This window comes from Stieleria sedimenti (genome assembly GCF_025060895.1).
Taxonomy (GTDB): Bacteria; Planctomycetota; Planctomycetia; order Pirellulales; family Pirellulaceae; genus Stieleria; species Stieleria sedimenti.
In genome coordinates this window covers 37,126-59,226 of the sequence record NZ_JANZKV010000304.1, presented here as the reverse complement: position 1 = coordinate 59,226, position 22,101 = coordinate 37,126, and the positions used below count along the sequence as shown (strand labels likewise).

Here is a 22,101-nt window from a genome sequence, read left to right as displayed (position 1 = left end):
ACCATTGACTCAGCAGATCCCGAATAAATCAACAGGCCGCAAGAGACGCTCGTCTCACCGATTTGACGGAACTTGATGGGCGAGCGACAGTCCAAAGCGATAGACTCTTCATCGGGTCTTCTGCGAACGTTTGTTGTTGATCGTCTTGTTTCTCGTTGCGGGGTTGGAAGTGGCTGGTCGAATCAATTTTCCCTGCGGCACGTGCGCGCAAACTTTGGCCGTTGATTCCTCGGCGGTTGGAAAACAGGTGCAGTGCCCCAAGTGCCAGGCACGGTCGGTCGTCCCCGCGTCGACCAGGCCGGCGGCCGGAACACGTCCAGCCGCGACACCACGACCCGCGAACGCGGCGGGTTCGAACGCGGCGACTTCCGAATCAACAATCGTTTCGTGCCCCCATTGCCAGACGAAGATGTCTGTCAAACTGCTCGCCAAGCCGGCGGTGACGGCCTGTCCCCGGTGCAAGATGCAGGTGCGATTGCCCGCCCGATCACCGGGTCCCTCTCCGGTTCGGAAACCCGCCCGGCCGCCCGCACCGCAGTCGCCCGCACCGCAGTCGCCCGTACCGCAGTCGAGTGCACCGCAGTCGCCCGTACCGCAGTCGAGTGCCGCGGCGGCCGTTTCGTCGCTTCCCCCGACGCCCGTCACCACCGACCCGTTCGATCTGGGGCAACTGGATTTGCCGCCGTCGGCGACACCGAGCGGCGGAGGCTTTGCGGCACGCTCGTCCAGGGGTGACTCGAGGGCGAAGTCTGGGGCGAACTCCGGAACGGTTGCGACGAAGCTGTTGGCGTGGATTGGGAATCACAAGATGGTGACGGCAATCGTCATCCTGAATCTTGTCGCGTTGGCGTCATCGATCTTGTTTCCTCCGCTGTTGCTGGTCTGCGCCTTCCAATTGCCGGTGGGACTGGTGATCGCCGGAGCAATGTTTCTGCCGCGCTTGCATCTTGTCGAACGCGTGGCCAAAGCGGTCGGCGGTCAAATGGCAGGGCTCGGAGCTGGCGGAGTCTTGCTGTTGATCTTGGCGATCGGTGCGAAAGCCGGATTGCGGATCGCGCGACGAAGTAGCCGGAATGAGAACTTGGACTTTTCGGGATTCGATCCGTCCAGTTTGGGCGCGATGGCCGGGGCGCTAGTCGTCGCGGTCTGCGTCATCGCCCTGGTCATCTATTTGTGGAAACGGATCGGAATCGTTCGCGTGATTGCGGCCGGTTATCTGTTGGAAATGTCCACGCTGCTGTTGTTGTTGATCATCGGCGGAGCGGTCAACTCGCAACGAGACGCGGAGATGGCTCGCCGGCACGAAGAAACGATGGCGAAGATGCAACGGCCGGATTGGGCGACTCCGGGATTCGCAGACCCCGGATCCAGGATGAACACGATGCGTCCAAGCAACATCGGCGGGCCGAATGCGTCCCAGATTCGTGTCATCGTGATGCACGCGCCGAACACTGATCTGGGGGAGGTGCGGCAGACGTTCCTGGCGAGGGCCGGCAATCCCGACCACGAGACTCAGTCGAGAGGTTTGGCGATGACAGAGTGGATCATTCAGGACTCGGGCAGTCCCGCCAAGCTGGCTGAGCTTGTCGACTTTGGCCGCGTGCTGCAGGTGAGCGAATTTAGCAGGACAATCCGCGTGGGGATGCCGCGCGTGCGTCCGTAGCAGAACCCATTTCGCCACGAATGCGGGTCAGGGAGAGAGAGATGGCAGAATGATACGGGGCAGAACGATGGGCGACGCTGTGAAGCATTTGTTAGCGGCCTGTTGATTTTGTGAGCCGCGTGACGCGTAAGCGGCCGGGCATGCCGGCGCCCACCCGAGGCCTTACGGCCAGCGGCTCACGATTGACTCAGCAGTTCCCGATTAAATCGACAGACCGCTCGTGCCGTTCCGCTGACACGATTAGTGCCAAAACAAAAGGCATCGGCTCAGCTTAAGGCGTGGTGACCGGCTCGGCCGTTGCGGCGGCTTCTTCGCTGTTGGGGCGAATCGCTTCGAAGTAGGTTCGCACGGTTTCACGAACGCCCATGGGCAGCGGTTCGGAGTCGAGCACCGCTTCGGCCTGACGGCGGAAGTCGTTGTACTTGCCGGCGTAGGCGCGAACAGCGTCTTGTTCGCCCTCGGGTGCCTGCGTGATTTCGGTTTCGCTGGGACCTTCGCCTTGAACGCCGGTCAACTGCTCCTCGTTGCGGGTACTGTTGAGATTGGTCGCCTTGTCACCGAGCGGCTGGCCACTGGAGGCGATGCCGGCTTTGGTGCTGGGGCTGTTGGACTTTTTAGCGATGTTCGATTGGCACTGGCCACGGCACTGGCTTTTGCATTCGGAGAGGCGATTGAGTTGGCAAGACATGCACTGGCCGATCTTTTTGCACTGGCCCTGTTTTTTGCACTCGCTGGCCAACTTGGACAGGCAGGCCTTGCATTCTTTCATGTTCTTGTTGCTCAGGCCTTCGGCGAGTTGCGAGATCGACTCGCTGAGTTGGCCGTTCTTTCCTTGGCTGAGTTTGGCGACCATCTTTTTCAGGTTGTCGGCGACGGCGCGGCGTTGCTTGTCACCGATTTTGGAAGGATCGACCGATTCCAGTTCTTCGCTGGCCTTTTCGTAGTCCTGCGACTCCATCGCCTTGGCGGCTTGTTGCAGTTGATCGGAGGGTTTGATGGCGGCGGCGAGCGCTTGCATGGTGGCATCGGTCATTTCCAATTGCATCGCTTCCCGCGCTTCGGCGAGCGCTTGTTCCATTTCCGAAAGCGAAGCCATCAGGTCGTTTTCGTCGATCGATTCCGATTCCATCTCGTCGACTTTCTCACGCAACTCCTCGAGCAACTTCTCGATCTCGGGGTCTTCGTGCTCTTTGGCGAGTTCTTCGAGTTCGGGCAACATCGTTTCGCGAAGTGCCATCGATTGTTCGGTCGCCAGTGCGAGCACGGGGTTGGCATCGACCTCATTGAGTCCGCCGCTGGTGAGCGCGAGGACGACCAGCATCACCGCGGCCAAGCCTGCGGCCCAGCGGAGCGGCTGGTTCCAGGGCTGGATGGAAACGCACTGAGTCGCATCGACGCGATGGAGGTGCGTGTTGGCTTCTTCGATTTGAAGCCGTTTGGCGGTTTGATGGGAATCGGAGGTTTCGCCGGCGGCGGAGAGGAACTCCAGCGTCGTGATCGATCGGTCTTTCAGATCAAAGTGTTCGTCGATCAGTCGCGCGGCCGCTTGGGCGCTGCGGATCCGCGTGGCACCGATCAGCAATCCGATCAGACCGCCCAATAGAGAAAGGGCCAACGCCCATCCCCAGTGCGTGGCGGGTGCTAATAAAGCGCGTGTGAGTGCAAAGACGAGTGCGGCCGCAGTTCCGATCAGCAAGCCCGATGTCACGCCTTGGGTGACCGAAGCCAGCCAGAGTCGTTTGCGTACCGAATGGGTCAGGGACTCAATGGGGCTCGTCGTCGGCGAGTGGCTGTGACGAGAACTTTGCGAATCGTTGCTCATGTCGGCCTCGAGAATTCACTCAAATGGGCGGTCGGGCGAAAAAGACTCGCTGTCTAGGCTAAGGGAGTCCCACCCGCGGGGTCAAGCATCGAAAGCGACAAAATGCTCACGGGTTCCAAGCCCGCCGCTGCCAGCGAAGCCCGCATCTGCCGGCCAGCGAAGCCCGCATCTGCCGGCCAGCGAAGCCCGCATCTGCCGGCGAGCGGGGAGCGGCGGCACGGTTGCTGCAATCGGTTCAGCTTTCGAAATCCGTCCGACCGGGCGGCCTGAGTCGGATTCTGCGGCGATGACAGGGCGTCGCCGCGTGCCAACCGATCGGACGGTGCAACGATTGGAGCTGAATAAATGTCGATTGGCGTGAAACCCTCACGCCTAAACGCCCCAATCAGGTGGGCCAAAACAGTCACTCGCCCCGAGCTGCATGAATCTAAGGAACTTTGACAGCGATTCGTCGTCCAACGTCGACGTTGGAATGTGCCGGGAAAGCCAATTCCCCGGGGTTTTTCGCACCTCAGCCACCCGGATGGGCCGGTACTGGTTGTCTCATTTCGGCGTTCAGATCGTCACGATCGGCAGGGTCGACCACCGAAAAGTGACTGCATTGACCGTCGGAGCACGCATTTATTTGCGGGTTTTTTCGGTCGAACTATACTCGGCACTCGTTTCTCGACCGTCCTCCAGGTTGAGGGACGGCTTGTCATTTTGCCTTGTTTTATTGGGCGGTTTGTTGAAATCGAGATCGCCCGACCCACAACACGATTGTCCACCCCACCGGCCGGTTTGCCGCGGATAGCGAAAGCTAAACGTATGCAGCGAAGCCCCCATGAAGGTCTGGTCTATGACTTCGCGTGAGCGAAAGAACTCAACGTCCAACATTGCTCCCCAGGACGTCATCGAGTCGAACATCATTGAGTCACGTTCTGCCGCATCCGCTGTTTCAGGGCGAACCAAGAAACGACGCTCGTCCAAGCCGCGTGAGTTGCGGCGACGTCGGTTGCTCGAATCGCTCGAGCCACGACAGTTGTTGGCTGGTCCGCAGCTGATCGGGATTCAGCCCAATGAAGGCGCCCTGATCACCGACGGGACCGTGCGTGATTCGTCGCCGCGCGTGCTGACGTTCGGTTTTGATGAAGATCAGGTCCTGGACTCGACAACGTTTGATGGCATCCAGATCAGTCGCGCCGGAGAGGACGGACGATTGGGAACGGCCGACGACGTGGCGATCGAACGCGGCCTGGTCACGCTCGGCGACCCCAACCAGAACGAAGTGGTCGTCCGGTTTGCCGAATCGTTGCCCGATGACGACTACCGCATCGAAGTCTACGGATTCGATGACATCGGTCTGGGAATCACCGGGCTCCGCAACACCGCGGGCGAGTTGTTCGTTCCCAGCAATCCCGCGCTACGCAGCGAACGGATCGATTTCAAGCTCAGCCTCGGTGCACTGGTCGAGTCGGTGGTTCCCCAGCCGGTGATCCGCGATGCCAATGGCCAGCTCCGGCAAAACCGCAATGAGATCGTCGTCTACTTCAACGAGGATCCGCTGTTTGTCGAAGACGAAGACAACGGCAATCCGACGATGCGGTCGGCAGAGAACCCGCGTTTCTATCAGCTGCTGTTCACGCAAGAGACGGTTCGAACGACCGATGACGAGCTGTTCTTCCCGGACGAAGTGGTCTATGACGAAGCGACCCACACGGCGCGTTTGTTCTTCAGTGACGACATCAACACCTTGCCGGCGATTGCCGCCGGTGAATTGCACGAAGGCGGAACGTGGCGGTTGCGAATCGGCACCGCCGTCGACGATCGCGTCGATTTGATTCTGCCGCCACGTCAGTTGTCCGTGCAACCCACCGCGGTGACCGATTTCCAGCACGAAGGGCTGCGGGTCGAGTTTATCCTCAACCAGATCGGTGAAGCGGCCAGCGGGCGCGAAGTCCGATTCGTAAGCACCGGGTCGGGCGGTTTGTCGGTTTCTTTGGACGCCAACAACAACGTCGTTTTCAATTTCGGGCTTGCCGATCCCGCCGTGGATCCGCTGCCGACGGTCGACGAACTCAAAGCCGCCGTTGCGGCCACGCCTTCGGTTGCCGCCGTGCTGGCGGTTCGTTCGGAACGAAACGGCGATGTGAACGACGGCGGCGGACTGGAATTGCCGCGGAGTGTCATCGGTGCGCCCGCGCTGAAGATGACCGCTGTCGGCGACACGCTGTCGACTTCCCTGGATGTTGGTATTTTTGGGCAGGACAACTCGATCACCAGCGTGGTGGTTGCCGAATCGATCGACCCGCAACCGTTCCTGATCGAACTGGCCGGCGGAAATGACGATCCCGGACACCGCGACCTTGAGTTCGGCGTCGACGGACTGCGCGGTCATATCAATTCGAACTTCGGCCCCGACACGCTCGATGGCATCACCGAGATCGCTTACAACTTTCAAGGGATTTTTGACAGCCAGGGTTCGACGGACTTCTTGAACCAGATCAACGCGCGGCAAAAGACACGCATTCGTGAAGTGTTGAACCTGTGGGCGGCCGAGCTCGGCGTGCAGTTCCGCGAAACACTGGACGAAGGCATCACGTTTGCCGTCGGTGATACCGGCAATCTGCAAGCCCGCCCCAACACCACGCTGGTGCGATTCGGCGCCATCCCTTCGGTTCTCAATGCGTCGCTGCGGATCGATCCGACGTTCGGTGAGTCGGCGATCGTGTTCAGCAATCAAGCGAACTTGAATCTGGACTTCGGCGAGGATTTCACCCGCAAAGCGACCGCGGGCGTCGGCTTCCTGCTCGGCCTCGAGCAGGCGTCGGAGCTGCCACCCCAAACCACGATGGCGCTCGATTTCCTGTTCCTGAACCAGAACATCGACACGCCGCTTGCCGCGGTCGATTTGGAACCGGTGTTCCCCAGCAACTATGACGTCCAGCACGGTCAATACCTGCACCGCCCCGACAGCGTCGACATCGATCTGTACCGATTCGAAGTCAAGTTGGGCGACGAAGACAAGGTGGGAACGCTGACGGCCGAATCCTTTGCCGAGCGTTTGCCCGACAGCAGCCTGCTGGACACCACGCTGTCCTTGTTCGAAGAAACGCGGGCAGCGGCGGTTTCGGATCTCGGCTTCGGCTCCTCGCTCGGCGTCACGTTTGAAGCCTTGATCACCGGGCGATCGGGCAACGGAACCGAGGTGCGGTTCATTCGATCGGACCGCAATTTCGGTGACGACGAAATCCGCGTCAATCGTGTCTTTGACAGCTCGGGCAATCCGATCGCCAACGCCGTGCTGCTGGACCTGCCACGCAAAGGCGTCTTCATCAGCACCGTGACGGCTCAACAGGTCGTCGATGCGATCAACAATGACCCCTTCGCCAGCTCGATCCTGCGGGCGTCGGTCACGCTGGGTGACCCGGCCTCGGATATCAGCATCGGCGCCGCGGCTCCCCTGCCCGTCCGGCTGCAGGGTGGTGGTCTGACCAAACTCGCGCAGAACGACGACTACTTTAGCGAAGATTCTCGCATCATCGCGTCGCTCGACGAAGGCGTTTACTACGTCGGTGTCTCCGCCAGCGGGAACGATCAATACGATCCGACGATCCCCGGCAGCGGTTATGGCGGCCGCACCCAGGGCGCGTACGAACTGCACTTGAAATTCGAGCCGTTAGTCGACGAAGTGGACGTGATCCGCGACAAAGACAGCAGCCGCGTCGGAGTTCCCGGCACGCCCTTGGACGGTGACGGCGATGGGAAGCCCGGCGGCGCGAACAACTTCTGGTTCCAAACGCGGCCCGAGAACCGGATCCTCAACTTTACCGATGACGGCGACGCGGTGGTCCCCGGTCAAACGATCACGATCGTGTCCGGTACCGGTATCGTTCGGACCTATCAATTTGTCCCCAGCGGCGGTCAACCGATTCCCGGCAATGTCCCGGTCTTCTACAGCGACGGCACCGGCGGCTTCCCGACGCCCGGCGGCAACTTAGCCTCGGCGCTGGCCTCGGCGATCAATTTCCGCCAGAACGAGACGGGCGTTTCGGTCGTGCGTGTCGGCACCGGATTGGAATTCACCGGCGAGCGTCGGATCGCGTTGTCCAACGGATTCCGCGCTGCAGTCGCGATCGGCCGCAACATCTTCGTCGACAAGACCGCCGGACCGAACGCCGACGGCAGCTTGGAAAATCCGTTCAATAACATCGCCAATCCGGACGTCGCCAACGCGTTTGGTTCGGCAATCGAAGGCGACATCGTTCGCATCGTCGGCAACGGCGGTCTGGACGGTCTGGTGGAAACCGAAGTCGATAACTTCAGCTACAAGATCGGTCTGACCGATGTCGGCGGCCGATCGCTCGAGGACGGCCGTACGATGGACGTCCCCCGCGGTGTCACGACGATGATCGACGCCGGGGCAATCTTGAAACTCCGCGGTTCGTACATCAACGTCGGCAGCAGCACCTTACAGGTCGACCGCAGCGGCGGCGCACTGCAGGTGCTCGGTGCACCGCGGTTGGTCGGATTGAGTTTGGAAGGCGATCCGGTTTCGACGACGCTGATCAGCGATGTCGATGCGGGGCTGGAAGGTTACGATGACGGCAGCGTGATCTTCACCAGCATCCGAGATCGGATGGCCGATGCCGCTGCCGCCGGGGACAGCCCGACGTCGAAGGCCGGTGACTGGGGCGGATTGATTTTCCGTCGCGATTTGGACCAGTTCGAAGGCCGCCGCGATCTGGAAGACGAAGGGATCTTCCTGCAACGCGTCAATCACGCCGAGATCCGGTATGGCGGCAGCAGCAACGTGTTGATCGATTCGGTGCAACAGTTGGTCAACCCGATTCTGGTGATCAACCTGCGGCCGACGATCACGTTCAACGAGATCACCTTCAGCGCCGATTCGGCCATCAGTGCATCGCCGGACAGTTTCGAAGAAACGTCTTATCAGGCACCGCGGTTCCAACAGGCCGGTGAGTTCACCGCCGATTACGATCGGATCGGGCCGGAGATCTACGACAACCTGTTGGTGGAAAACACGGTCAACGGTTTGTTCGTCAGGGTCCCGACGACCGCGACGCAAACACCCCGCGAGATGACCGTTTCGGGACGATTCGATGACATCGACGTGGTGCACGTATTGCCGGAAAATCTGGTCATCGCCAGCAAGCCCGGTGGATCGATCACCGACGGGTTTGCACCGTCACTGTCGCTCGTCTCGGCCCGTGAGCTGCCGGGCGGGTCGCTGGCGGCAGGCACCTACCTGTACAAGATGACGTTCGTCGACGATGACGGATTCGAATCGCTGGCCAGCGCCGATCAATTCAGTTTTACCGTCAGCGACGACGACAGCAGCGTGGAATTGACGGCGTTGCCGTTGATCAGTCGCGGCAACGATTATGTGTCGCGACGCCTGTACCGCGCCGAAGCGTCGGCCAATCCAGAATTCCGCCTGGTCGCGGATCTGGGCGCCAGCTCGGCGTCATTCATCGATGACTTGGCACTCGATTCCGGCACGCCGGGTCTGGTCACCTTGGATTTGAACCGAACCGGAACGCGTGGCCGTCTGGACGGTTCGTTGGTGATGGATCCGGGCATCGTGATGAAACTCAGTGGTGCACGGATCGAACTGCAACCCGGCGCCGTGATGCTGGCCGAGGGTGACGGCAGCAATCCGATTGTGATGACCAGTATTCGCGACGACCGATTCGGCGCCGGCGGTACCTTCGACACCAACAACGATGACGGCTCGCCCGTTTTCCAAGCTCCCAGCCACGGCGACTGGGCGGGGATTTACGCCGGACCGACCTCCTCGATCAGCATCGACAACGGCGTGATCTCTTACGCCGGTGGCATCAGCTTGATCGAAGGCGGTGAGACGATCGGCTTCGTCCCGCTGCAATTGCAACAAGCGGACGGACGGATCACCAACAGCCGATTCGAGTTCAACGACAGTGGCCAAGACGGTGCCGGACCGCTGGGCCGTTTCGGTCGACTCGCGGTCGCCCCCTCGACGATTTTCATCCGTGGCAGCCAGCCGGTGATCGTCGGCAATACCTTCATCGACAACGACGGGTCGATCATCGATATCGATGTGGATTCGCTGACCGGCGATCGGGTGATCGATACCGGACGCGAGACCGGGGCGATCAACCGCATCAGCGAGCTGGACGACAACTTCGGGCCGATGGTTCGGTTCAACCGTTACGACGACAACGATCTGCCCGGACTGGACCAAATCACCGGAATGGAAATCCGTGGCGGCACCTTGGCCACCGAAAGCGTTTGGGACGATACCGACATCGTTCACCTCGTCTTTGATTCGATCATCGTTGACAACATTCACTCCGGCGGCGGGCTGAAACTTCGCAGCCGGCCCGACGAAAGTCTGGTCGTCAAACTCGGCGACCAGGACAACCCGCTGCTGACCGAACTGAGTAGCGGTCAAGGCACGCCCAACAGCGCGACGATCGGGACGGGGTTGACCGCTTCGGGAACGCCCAACGACGCGATCGATCGAATCGGCGGCTCGATTTCGATCCTCGGTCTGCCGGATTCCCCCGTCGTCTTGACCAGTTTTCGCGACGACACGGTCGGTGCCGGATTGACCCCCGAAGGCACCCAGTTCACCGACAACAACGGCGACAAATCGAATTCACGCCCCGAAGCCAACGATTGGCGGAGCATCTTGCTGGACCAGTGGAGCAACGACCGCAACGTCGATGTGATTCCGGAATTGGAACTGGCCACCGAAGTCGCCCCCGGATTGAACGGCAGCGTTCAAAACGCCCAGGTGCTCGGTGAACTGGCCACCTCGCTGACCGCCAGTGACGAAGTGCTGCGACTGGGTTTCGAAGTCGAAGGGTTCCTCAGCAATCCCGACGACGTCGACACCTACAGTTTCACCGGCAGCCCGGGCACGGAGATCTGGGTCGACATCGACAAGACCAGCTTCACGCTCGACTCGGTGATCGAACTGCTCGATGCCAACGGAAACGTGCTGGCCCGCAGCAACGACAGCGGCGATGAAATCGCCAACGGTTCCAACGTCGAAGTCTTCGATCCGCGTCTTGAGGGTGTCACGACCTCGCTTCAGGCCCGTGATCCACAGTTCAGTAACTTCGGCGTCGGCGGGGTCTACGAAGATTTCGACACCACCAACCCGCGTGATGCCGGGATCCACTTCACCCTCACCGGCAATCCGACCAACCCGAACTCGCGGAGCACGTATTTCTTCCGCGTGCGAAGTGCCTCGATCAATCCCGATGATGCCTCGGGCGGACTGACCCGCGGTGGCTATCGATTCCAGGTGCGATTGAGCGAAGACCAGGAATTCCCGGGAAGCGTGGTGCGCTACTCCGACATCCGTTACGCCAACCACGGCGTTCACGTCCAAGGTCTGATGGGAACCTCCCCGCTGCTCGGTGAAGCGAGCGAGAACGAGGTGGCAGACCCCTTCAACGCCGACAACGGTCAAATCAGCCCGCCGGTGTTGATCGACACGACGACCAACAGTACCGAAGTTCCCTCGCAACGCGCTCAGTATCTCGGCAATATCGTCCAGAACCGCAACAACGTGATCAGCGTTGCCGGTGAATTATCGTCTTCGGCAGACGTCGACTTCTACCAGATCGACCTGCTCAACGACGACATCGACGCCGCGATTCGATCGATGATCTTTGACATCGACTACGCCGCCGGATTCAACCGGCCCGACACCAACATCAGCGTCTTTTACGATCCCGATGGAGAATTCAGCGAAGCCGTCGAGCCGCGGTTGGTCCTGTTCGGCACCAACAGCAACGTGCTGGACGACCTGACCAGCCCGAACGGTGAAAACGACGGTTCGGAAAAACTCTCACGCGGTTCGATCTCGACCGGCGACCCGTTGATCGGTCCGGTCACGTTGCCCGAAGGGACCTACTACATCGCCGTCACCGGCGCCGGCGTCGAGCCGGTCGCGCTGACGTCGTCCCAGTTTGTTCGTCGCGAGCCGATCAACTCGGTGCGGCGGATCGTGGAACAACGTTTTGATGCCGGCGAAAGCCCCAGCACCGCGGGCGGACCGGTCGTTCCGGACTTTTTCACCAACGTGGACATCGGCGCCAGCGAGTTCGAACTGGCCGGCGACGGGATGTTCGGCCACGGCAAACCCGGGCACTTTGACGGCACCAGCGGGCCGGCGCAAAACTTCAGCCAGGTCTTCAGCGAGTTCTTCGTCGCCGGCGGTGACGCACCCGGATTTGCGTTCGGAGGATTTGGTGCGGCCGACCTCGACGCGCTCAACTGGTCGCTCGATGACAACATCGAGATTGGCGGTGACTTCGTCTTCAACAGTTCCGACAACACGTCCACCTCGATCCCGCACGTTTCGATCAACGGTTCACTCGGCGGCGATCGTTCGGATCTGTACCAGTTCACGGTGGACACCGACAACGCACGCGTGATCCTGGACATCGATGACGGACACAGCTTTGTCAACGATCTGGACCCGGATTCTGAAAACATCGTCTTCGTCCCCGATCCGACCAGTGTGGACACGACGATGTATCTGTTCCGCCAGGATCCGGTGACCGGGCGGTACATCCAGGTCTTTTCCAACACCCTGTCGTCGACCCTGGACGGACGAAGCGGCAGTAACAGTGTGCTCGACCCGTTCTTCGATAGCGCCGCGTTCGGAACACCCAATCTGTTGGCCGGGACGTACGTCGTTGCGATCGCTCAATCCCAGGTGGGTGTTTCGGTCGATGCCAACACCGGCGCGATTGTGACCGCTAACACCGATCCGTTGTTCGGCCCGCTCGACTACCGCTTGCACGTTTCGGTGGAAGACCACCTGTTGCCGCAAGGGCTGTTCGGCAACCAAACGCTGCGTTACGACCGACTCAACAACACCGCCCCGGCGACGATCACCAGTCAGCCCTTCGATTTGAGCGGCTACGTCGACTTTGACCTGCCGACGTTCTACTTCAATTATCGCTTCGATCCGTTTATTGATGGGACGCTCAACTCCGACGACGTCCAGATCCGGATTTTCAGTAACGAAAACCCGGGCGGTCGAGTGATCGCCAGCAACGTCAACTTGCAGGCCGACGACACCTGGTTTCAATTCCGCGAAGACATCGGTGATTTTGCCGGCGACACGGGCATCCGCGTCGAGGTGACCTACACACCGGTCTCGGGTCAAAGTCTCGTGAACGATGGCTTGTTCTTGGATGACTTTATTATTGGATTCGCCGAACGCGGTGAAACGATCTTCAACACGCCGGGCGGCACCGATGAATTCACCGGTTTCGGAAACGGTGGTGCGGGCGAGTATCAACTCGAAACACGCCCGGCCACTCCGTATGCGGCTTCGATCGGATTCGGTACCGTGGGACTGGTCGAGGATTTCGACACCAATGACCGTCACAATCAATCGTTCACCATCGTCGCTCCGGACGGCAGCCAGATTTCCGACGGCGACACGTTTGTCCTCGGTGATGGCGCGTCGATCCAGACGTTTGAATTCACCACCACGCCGGGCAGCGTCCAATTCGGCAACACGCCGGTGTTGTACGGGGTAGGCGATTCACCGGCACAAGTCGCCCAGGCGATCCGCACCGCGATCACCCAGCAAACCGGGATCGACATCGAGGCTTCCTCGGCCGCCGGGCAAGACAACGAGACGCTGACCGATGGTCGTCTGTCGCTGGCCGGCAGCGCCCGCGGCAGTTTCGTGGCGATCGACTCGGTCGCCGATGCCCCTCCGTCGGGCACGTCATTGGCACGAGATACGGACGGCCATCTGCTGTTGCCCGCGATCCTGCATAACGGGTTCGGCGACTCGAACTATGTCCGGACCCAGGGTCAAGTGATCATTGATTCGAACAAGATCAGCGATGTCCGTGCGATCGGCGTTTGGGCCGAACCGGGCGTCCGCGACATCGATCCGGAAGACGTCCGCGATAACGATTTCTCCTTCGGGACCCCGACCTTCCTGCCGTTGATCGACGGCAACCATCCGTTCCTGCAATACCCGCCGGTTGGAAATGCCTATCCGGGTTACGTACGCAATCTGCCGATCTTGAATGATTCGGTGCTCGGCGGTTTGGCGCCGGGGATCGTGGTGTCCAACAATACCATCGATCAGGCGGGTTACTCCGGTGTCAAAGTCGATGGCGAATCCGCACCGTTCGTGTTGGACGTCTTCGACATGATCGAATTGGCCGCGTTGGACCCGAACATCGCCGGAGCGGGCAACCGAACGATTCTCGAAGGCGCCTTGCTGACCATCGATGCCGGCGGCACCCGAGTGACGTTTGAATTCGAGGAAATCGATGGCATCGGCGGACCGACCGGTTCGGGAACCCAAGGCGGTAACGGTGTCCGCGACGGCCACGTGCCGATCTATTATCGCGAAGACACCGCCTCGGGTTACAACCGCACCAACGCGATCGATCGGGTTTCTTATTCGTCGATCGAGTTGGCCACATCAATCATGCAATCGATCCAGGGCAGCATCCTGGTGACCAACGGATTGGTCGAGTTGGTCACGCCGACGATCGGACCGTCTCCGTACCGTCGCAACCGGGCGTTCGAGTTCTTGCAGCAAACGCCGATGAGCTTCGACAGCGCGGCGGTTTACCTGCAGGGGGCGAGCGAGGTTTACTTCCGGGGAAGCCAAAACGCGTTCACAACCACGCAGGCACCGGTCGCCGAATCGGTTCAACCCTTTGCCCGAATCGTCAACAACACGATTTACGGATCCGACGGATTGGAGAGTCAGTTCCCGCAGGCCAATGACGAATCCAACGACGTCATGGCTGATGCGATCGACACCAAGGTCGGACCGAGCCATCGCAATGTCTACACCAGCACCGCGACGCTGGGCGACAACGTCGGGCCGCTGGGACCTGGCGGCGACGTCGACTTCTACCGCGTCAACCTGGGCCTCGGCGATCGTCTCGTTGTCGACATCGACACCGTCGCCGGCGGTGCCAACACGGCCATCCAGATTTTCAATGAGTTGGGTGAACGTCAATCGTTTGATGGCGGAGGCGGCAACGCGTCGGTGATCAGCCTGACCGCGACCGCGCCGGACCACCTGGATCCCGCCTCGACCGGTTTGGCCGGCGGACTGGTTCAAGATGTCGTCAATTCACGCGACCCCTTCGTCGACTTCTTCGCACCCAAGAAGGGTGTTTACTACGTCGCGGTCAGCGCCGACAGCAATCTGAACTTCGATCCCAACGCCATCTCCGGTCGCACCGGTGCCACGGCGGATCTGGGCGACTACACGATCAACCTGGAAACGTACGCACCGCGGACGCACGTGATCAGTGCCGACACCGGTCGTGCGACCGGGATGGTCGGTTCGGATGTGATCGGGACCACGTTTGTGATCACTCAGGTTGCCGACCTGCCGGCGAACTTCATCGTCGGTGGGGTCACCAATGCACGGACCTTTGAGTTTGTTCCGCTGGGCGCCGCTGCGCAACCAGGCAACGTTGCGATCCAGGTCGGCGATGCGAACCAGGCCGAAGACTTTTTGCCGGACATCATGCGGGCGATCAGCGACGCGATCGAACCACGGGTGGGCAACGCACGAGTCAATTACGGGCTCAATGCGCACCCGTTGCCCAACAATGACCACACGGCAGTCCCGGGACCGATCGCACGTGTTCGTGCGACCGCATTGGGCGGTTACGAGAGCGACAACCAAGGCATCGTCAACACGACCCGACGCGGGCTCGAAAACGGCGTGCTGATGACCCACCGCGACGGCATCGGCAATACCGTCGATCACGACTTCCACAGCACGATCGTCTTGAATCAAGACACGATCGGTTACGGTCACGACCGCCGAACGACGGCCGGCAGCGGAACCACGGAAAATTTTGTGTTCGTCGAAAACGCCGCCAAGATCGAACTCAGCCCCGAGGCGCTCGCCGCCGGTCTGCGACTCGATCCGGCACCCGGATTCGACATCGATCAGGTGATCAACGAAACCGGGATCATGGTGACCGCCGGTGCCAGTCCCGCGATCTTGAACAACGTGCTGCTCAACTTGCACGAAAGCGTGGTCGTGGAAGAAACACACAGCCCCGGATTTAGCACCGTCGGGGGCGACCAACAGGTCAAACCGATGGAAGTCGTGGTCGTCGGCAGCGTGTTCCAACACGACGAACCGGAAGCCCCCGTCTTTACCGATGCACCGTTGGTCATCGTCGGGCACACCACCGATGCCAACAAAGGGCCCAGCAACGTCAACGGCGGAACGGACGATTTCAACCTGACCAACGTCGACGACGCGGTGACCCTGGTCAATCCGGGCGGCGACAACTTCCTGCCCGCACCGTTCTCCTCGGTCATCGACAGCAACGTCGATTCGCTGCGTGAACGAAGTGCGTTGTCCAGTCTGCGTGAATCGATCGGGTTGCCGATCAGCAACGTGCTGGCACCCCGACGCGACGTCACCGGGGTCAAACGAGCCGACAACCCGCTGTATCCCAACACCGGTCAAGGCTCGTCGATCTTTGGTGATCGCGGTTCGGTCGAATTGGCCGACCTGGTCGGACCGATTGCGATCGCCGAAGCACCTCGCGACAACGACGCCGAAGGCATCGACACCGACCCCAACGTCAGCTTCATCAACCTCGATGGCGGCGTCTATGAACAATTCCGAATCCAACTCCGTGACTCCGGCGATTCCTCCGACCCGTTCGCCGGTTCGGGTATCGACAACAGCACGATTGTCGTCGCCGAAATCCCGGGCATCCGTGACCGCGGTGCGAACGTCACGCTGTTCGAAGACGATCGTCTGTTGACCGAAGGCATCGACTACACGTTCAACTATGACGAAACGAAGAAGACCATCACGTTGACGCCGTTGGCGGGGATCTGGAACGACGATCGGGCGTACCGGATCGAGATGAACAATCGGGACCGCACGGTTCTAATTGCCCCGACTGCCGACCAGATCAATGATGGGGACCAAATCGAAATCACCGACAGCAACGGCGGCAAGGTGGTGTTCGAGTTCGAATCCGGATTCGTGATCCAGATGCCCGAGGCCTTGACGGTCGAGGTGCCGATCGAGGGGACCAATCAGGGCGGACTGATCGACGGCGGTGTCTTCACCATCAACGACGGTGTGAACCCGGTCGTCGTCTTCGAATTCGACCTGGACGGCACGTCGTTGCCGAGCAGCATTCCGGTCACGCTGCCGACCACGCCGACTCCCTCCGATTCGGCTGAACTGGATGTGTTCCGGAACACCATCGCCACAAACATCGCCGCGGCGATTGCGACCCAATCAGCGAACCTGAATGTCGATGTGCGGGTGGACGGTCCACGGGTCATCATCGGTTCGGAACCGAACACGCGGGTCGATGTTGCGACCAGCGGATTGGTGACCGCACCGCGGACGCTCGGATTGCAAGTCCCCTCGGCGGGAGCCGATGTCGGCGGCGTGCAAGCAGGTGAAACGTTTGAGATCAGTAACGGCACGTTTGTGCAGGGATTCCAGTTTGTCGACGCCACCCGTCCGACGCCGGCACCGGGTTTCATCGGCATCAGTATCGACCCGCTGCCGGGTCCGCCGACGGTGCCGCTCGGTGCCAACGCGGTCGCCAATGCCATTCAGAATGCAATTCTGAGCTCGGCCTTGGAATTGACCCCGACGATCATCGGAACCACCGTGTATCTGGACTTGCCCGCCAGCGGTTCGGCCACCGTTCCGTCAGGTCAGTTGCGTCCGGTCGGAGTCAGTCGAACACCGGCCGACGGCGATTTGATCACCTTCACGCCCAACGACGGCAGTGCGACGGTCACCTTTGAGGTCAACCGCACCGACGAGCGAGATGCAAACGGCAACATCATCAACGATGGTGTTTCCGACCAGAACCACATCCCGATCAATATTGACCGCTTGACCACCGGCAACGAGTTGGCCGCGATCGCGGCCGGCGAGATCCAGGCCCGTTCGATTCCGGGCTTGTCGGCCAACGACGTCAATCCGATCAATGGCGGCATCCTCAAGATCGGGGGACAGCCCGGGTTGCTGTTGTCGGTCTCCGGCACCAGCCTGGAAGTCATCGGATCACCGGACGTGACCGGGCCTTCAACGCTGCAGATCTTTGGACCGCTGTTGATCTCGGTTCCGTTCACCGCGCCCACTGATGGTGACAGCTTCACGATCCTGGACAACGCCGGCACGCCGATCAATTTCGAATTCGATTCCAACAACATCTTGAACAATCCGAACGCGGTTCGAATCCTGTTCTCGCGGTTTGATGATCAAGACACCGTTGCCACCTCGGTCGTCAATGCGATCAACGGATCCACCGTCGGATTGACGGCCACCAACCAGGGCGGTGGCACGATCTCGTTGGGGTTGATTCCCACTTCCCGCGTGGACGTGACCAACACGTCACTGACCAGCCGGCGTGGGATCGTCAGCGATGGCGAGCGGGTCACCGTCACCCAGGGTACCCTGTCGGTGACCTACGAATTCGAATCGGTCAACAACGGCGGCGGCGTGACCGGCAGCAACGTGCCGGTACCGTTTGAACCCGGTTCGACCCAGCTCGCGGTTTCGCAGAGCCTGGCCGCCGCGATCACGAACAATCCGCGTGGATTGAACCTGAGTGCCGCGCTGGAATTCGACAACACGGTCAGCCCGCCGGCTCCCCGCGTCGCCCTCCGCGACCTGCCCGGCACCGTCGTCGACGTGACCGCCGCTCCGTCGCTGATTTTGACCGGCGTCCCCGGTGGTGCGATCCCGATCAGCATCTCGCCGGCCGATAGCCCGTTCGACATCAAGCAAGCGATTCTTTCGGCGATCAACTCGGTCAACCGAGGACCCGACGGCGTGGTCACGACCCTGGCCGCACAGGACCGCGGCGGTGCGACCTTGTTCGTCGAAAACGGCGTGCTGATCGACGGACCGCTGACGAACTACTTCCTGCCAGCGATTCGCGACATCCAAGGCAACGCGTTGGAAGCGAACCGGCCGGACAACACGACACAGTTCACGATCTTGATGCCCACGGTCGGACTGGATTTCGGTGATGCACCCGACCCCGTCCTCAACATTCCCGGACGCTACCCGACCCGATTGGTCAACGATGGGGCTCGCCACGTGGTGACCGATGGGTTGTACCTGGGAACGACCATCGACGCCGACCTTGACGGCCAATCGTCGGTGGGAGCCGATGGAGATGACGCGTTGACGGGTGTTTCGACCACCGGCACCCTGTTCTCGGTGACCACGGTCAACGGTTCGACGGCGGTGAATGTCAACATCGCGACCGTGGACCCGACCACCCGCGACGGCGATACGATCACGATCAACACCGGTGTCCGGACCGCGACGCTGGAGTTTGACCTGAACGGACGCTTCGACGAGGACCACTACGCGATCCAACCGGCCGATCCGACTTCGGTCGATTCGATCCTGCAGGCCATCGCCGACGCGATCGAAGAAAGTCCCGTGGAACCGGCGGCGATCGAATTCGTTTCGACCAGCATCGTGATCAGCGGTGATGACGAAGACGGCGTTTCGTTCTCCAGTTACCAAAACCCCAGCGGAGTGTTCAACTCCAACGTCGTCACGCCGATCACCTTCACGGTCACCGGCAGCGGCATCCTGCAAGGCTGGATCGACTACGACGGCGACGGCGACTGGAGCGAAAGCGAAGCGATTGCCTTCTTCGATCCCGGTGCCGATCCGGACACCGCGCGGTCGCGAACCTCACTCGCTCTGACCGGTGATGGGACGCGTTCGTTCACCTTCGACACGTATGTTCCCGATTCGGCCCCCGCACCGCTGTTCCCGACCTACACCACCGCGCGATTCCGGTTCTCGCGAACCGGAAACCTCTCGCCGGTCGGATTGTCACTCAGCGGCGAAGTGGAAGACTATCAGGTGCTGTTGCTCAACGGTGAGCCGCCGCAGCTCAATGCCAATACCACCACGCGACGTTTCTCCGTCGATGAAGGCCAGGTTCTGCAAGCCCTGGACATCGACGGCAACCTGACCGGGGCGGTGCCCTCGGATGACGGGCTGTTGGTCGGCGTGTTTGATCGTGACGGTGACCCCGTGTCGATCTTGCCCGAAGACGCCACGGTCCGCGACCTGTTCACCGAAGACGGAACCTTCGCCGGAGAGCTGGACCTGAACCCCAACGGAACGTTCACCTTCCGACCCGAAGAGAACTTCAACGGGAGCATCTCGTTCTTCGCTCGGGTGACGGACATCAAGTCGAATCCGGAGCAGCAACTGGTCAACGATACGGCGATCACCGTCACGATCGACGTGTTGCCGGTCAATGACAAACCCTTCGCGACCGAAACCGATGTGATCACCACGGCGACGATTGACGAAGACCAAATCACGATCTTCCGCGCCGAAGACTTGATCGATCCGTTCTACGCGGCCGGACCGGACAACGAGCTGAACCAACTGCTGATTTTCCAATCGGTCTCCAGCCAGAACTTGGGCGATTCGATCTCGTCGCTCGGGGGAATCTTGGAAATCCTGCCCGACGGACGCAGCGTCCGCTACACACCGCCGACCGATTACAACGGCGACATCCCGGATGTGTTCAATTTTGTCGTCGCGGATGTCCCCGGCGGTAACTTGATCGCTCAAGCCGCGGACAAGCCGGGCACCGTGTCGATCACGATCAACGCGGTCAACGACCCGCCGATCGCCGGCAACGATTTCTTCAACGCCGAGGAAGATCAGAACCTGGTGATCGCGATCAACGGCGGAGGTTCCATTGTCGGCATTCTGGACAACGACCGCCCCGGTCCCCAGAACGAGGTCGATCCGCCGGAAAGTCAAACGATCAGTCTACCCGAGGATCAGTTCCCGCTGACCACGGATCGCGGTGGGATCGTTCGGTTGCAGACCAACGGACAATTGCTCTACACCCCGCCGGGATTGTATAGCGGCCCGGACGGCTTCAGCTATCGCATCGTCGATAGCCTGGGTGCCGAATCGACCGGTTTGGTCTCGCTCGATGTGGGCGGTGAAAACGACGCGCCGATTTTCCAAGGCGTCGACGGTCAGAAGGACGCGCAAAACGAACCGGTCGAAACGATCTCGTTGGCCGAAAGCAAACCCAATGCCCAATCCACGGTGTACGACCTGGATACTTGGTTCACGGATCCGGAAAACGACACGCTGTCCTATCAGGTCACCAGCAGCAATCCATCGATCGTGCAGGTGAATTTGCAGGGCAGCACGTTGACGCTGACTCGCCCGGCCTTCGCGTTCGGCTCGGTCGCATTGACCGTGCAGGCCTTCGACGGCAACGTGACGACCGAGCAAGAAGTCACCGTTTCGATCATCAACGAAAATGATTCGCCCCTGGTCATCGGATCACTCGATCCGCTCGAAGGAGACGAAGACGAAACGACCCGTCGCGAACTGACGAGTGTCTTCAGTGATCCCGATGGGGATACATTGAACTACGACGTCGCGAGGCTCGGTTCGATCATTCGTCCCTCCGATGCTCAGATCGCCGCCCATCCGTTGATCAACTCCATCGATTTCGACGGAGACCAGATCGTGATCACGCCGAAGGCGGATCAATTCGGTGAAGTCACCATCGAAATCGAAGCGAGCGACGGATCGTTCCGCGTCAGCGATAGCTTTACCCTCACCATTAATCCGGTCGCGGACGCGCCGGTCGCCGTCGCCGACAGCTACAACGTCGCGATCGGATCGATCCTTCGCGTGCTCAATCCGGCAAATGGCTTGCTGCGAAACGACAGCGACGCCGATGGCGATCCGATTTCGGTCGACCTCGCCACGGTCACACCTCCGGCGCTGGGAACGCTGAACCTCAACGCCGACGGAACGTTCACCTACACCAGCAACGCCGGCGACATCGGCTCGGTCGACTCGTTCACCTACCGTGTCGTCGATGCCCCGGCGAGCGGATCGCCGCGGTTCAGCGAATTCCGCACCGTGACGCTGACTCTGTCGCAGTCGCGTTACCAGAACCCGATCCAGGGAATGGAATCCGACGTGACGGCTGATGGCAACATCTCGCCGATCGATGCACTGCGGGTGATCAACTTCCTGGCACGACGGGATCCGCCTTCCGGTCAACTCCCGGTCGCCGAAATCGGCGCCGGCCCGCCGGACTTCTACGACGTCGACGGAAACGGTTTCGTCAACCCCTTCGATGCCTTGCTCGTGATCAACACGCTCGCGCAGCGGCAAAACGCGGGACAAGGCGAAGGCGAACAGATTGGCCGAGAACTTTCGACATCCAGCACCGTTTCCTTTGCAGCGGCGAGTTCAGACTTCCTGCCGACGACCAATATTCAGCGGTCGATCGAGCGAGAGCAAGAAACGCTGACCGTCGCCGATTCGACCGATGCCCTGCTGACCGCCGGCATCAACATCGAACCGGTTTCGTCACAGCAAGCAGGGGCGATTCTGATCGAAAGCTTGGCCGAAACGCCCAGCGACGAAACGATCGATCACGCGATGGCCGACTTGTTGGCGGAGCTGGATGACTCGTTCGAACTTTGACAATCATGAATGCCGTGCGGCCGGCCCCCCGGTCGCCGGCGGAAACCGCCAAGGTGGTTTTCGCCGACACACTCCCCGGCCGTTTGTCGGTCAACA

At 60.6% G+C, this 22,101-nt stretch carries 4 protein-coding genes; 3 read left to right on the top strand and 1 reads right to left on the bottom strand.

Annotated elements, in window-relative coordinates:
• The first annotated feature begins 252 nt into the window (after nt 1-252).
• Complete coding sequence (locus NZK35_RS31280) at nt 253-735, top strand: hypothetical protein (RefSeq protein ID WP_259636468.1); 483 nt, start codon at nt 253-255, stop codon at nt 733-735.
• A gap of 73 nt (nt 736-808) precedes the next feature.
• Complete coding sequence (locus NZK35_RS31275) at nt 809-1,663, top strand: hypothetical protein (RefSeq protein WP_259636467.1); 855 nt, start codon at nt 809-811, stop codon at nt 1,661-1,663.
• A 271-nt stretch (nt 1,664-1,934) separates the two neighbouring features.
• On the opposite strand, the gene NZK35_RS31270 is transcribed toward NZK35_RS31275, so the two are convergent.
• Nucleotides 1,935-3,485, bottom strand: coding sequence for a hypothetical protein (locus NZK35_RS31270; RefSeq protein ID WP_259636466.1), 1,551 nt, complete (start codon nt 3,483-3,485; stop codon nt 1,935-1,937).
• Between the two features lie 823 nt (nt 3,486-4,308).
• Between NZK35_RS31270 and NZK35_RS31265 the strand changes: the two genes are divergently transcribed.
• Nucleotides 4,309-22,005: a tandem-95 repeat protein gene (locus tag NZK35_RS31265; protein ID WP_259636465.1), complete on the top strand. Its 17,697-nt coding sequence runs from the start codon at nt 4,309-4,311 to the stop codon at nt 22,003-22,005.
• The last annotated feature ends 96 nt before the right edge of the window (nt 22,006-22,101 follow it).

Coding starts and splice junctions, on each gene's coding strand:
- NZK35_RS31265 (WP_259636465.1), top strand. CDS start 4,309: ATGAAGGTCTGGTCTATGACTTCGCGTGAGCGAAAGAACTCAACGTCC.
- NZK35_RS31275 (WP_259636467.1), top strand. CDS start 809: ATGGTGACGGCAATCGTCATCCTGAATCTTGTCGCGTTGGCGTCATCG.
- NZK35_RS31270 (WP_259636466.1), bottom strand. CDS start 3,485: ATGAGCAACGATTCGCAAAGTTCTCGTCACAGCCACTCGCCGACGACG.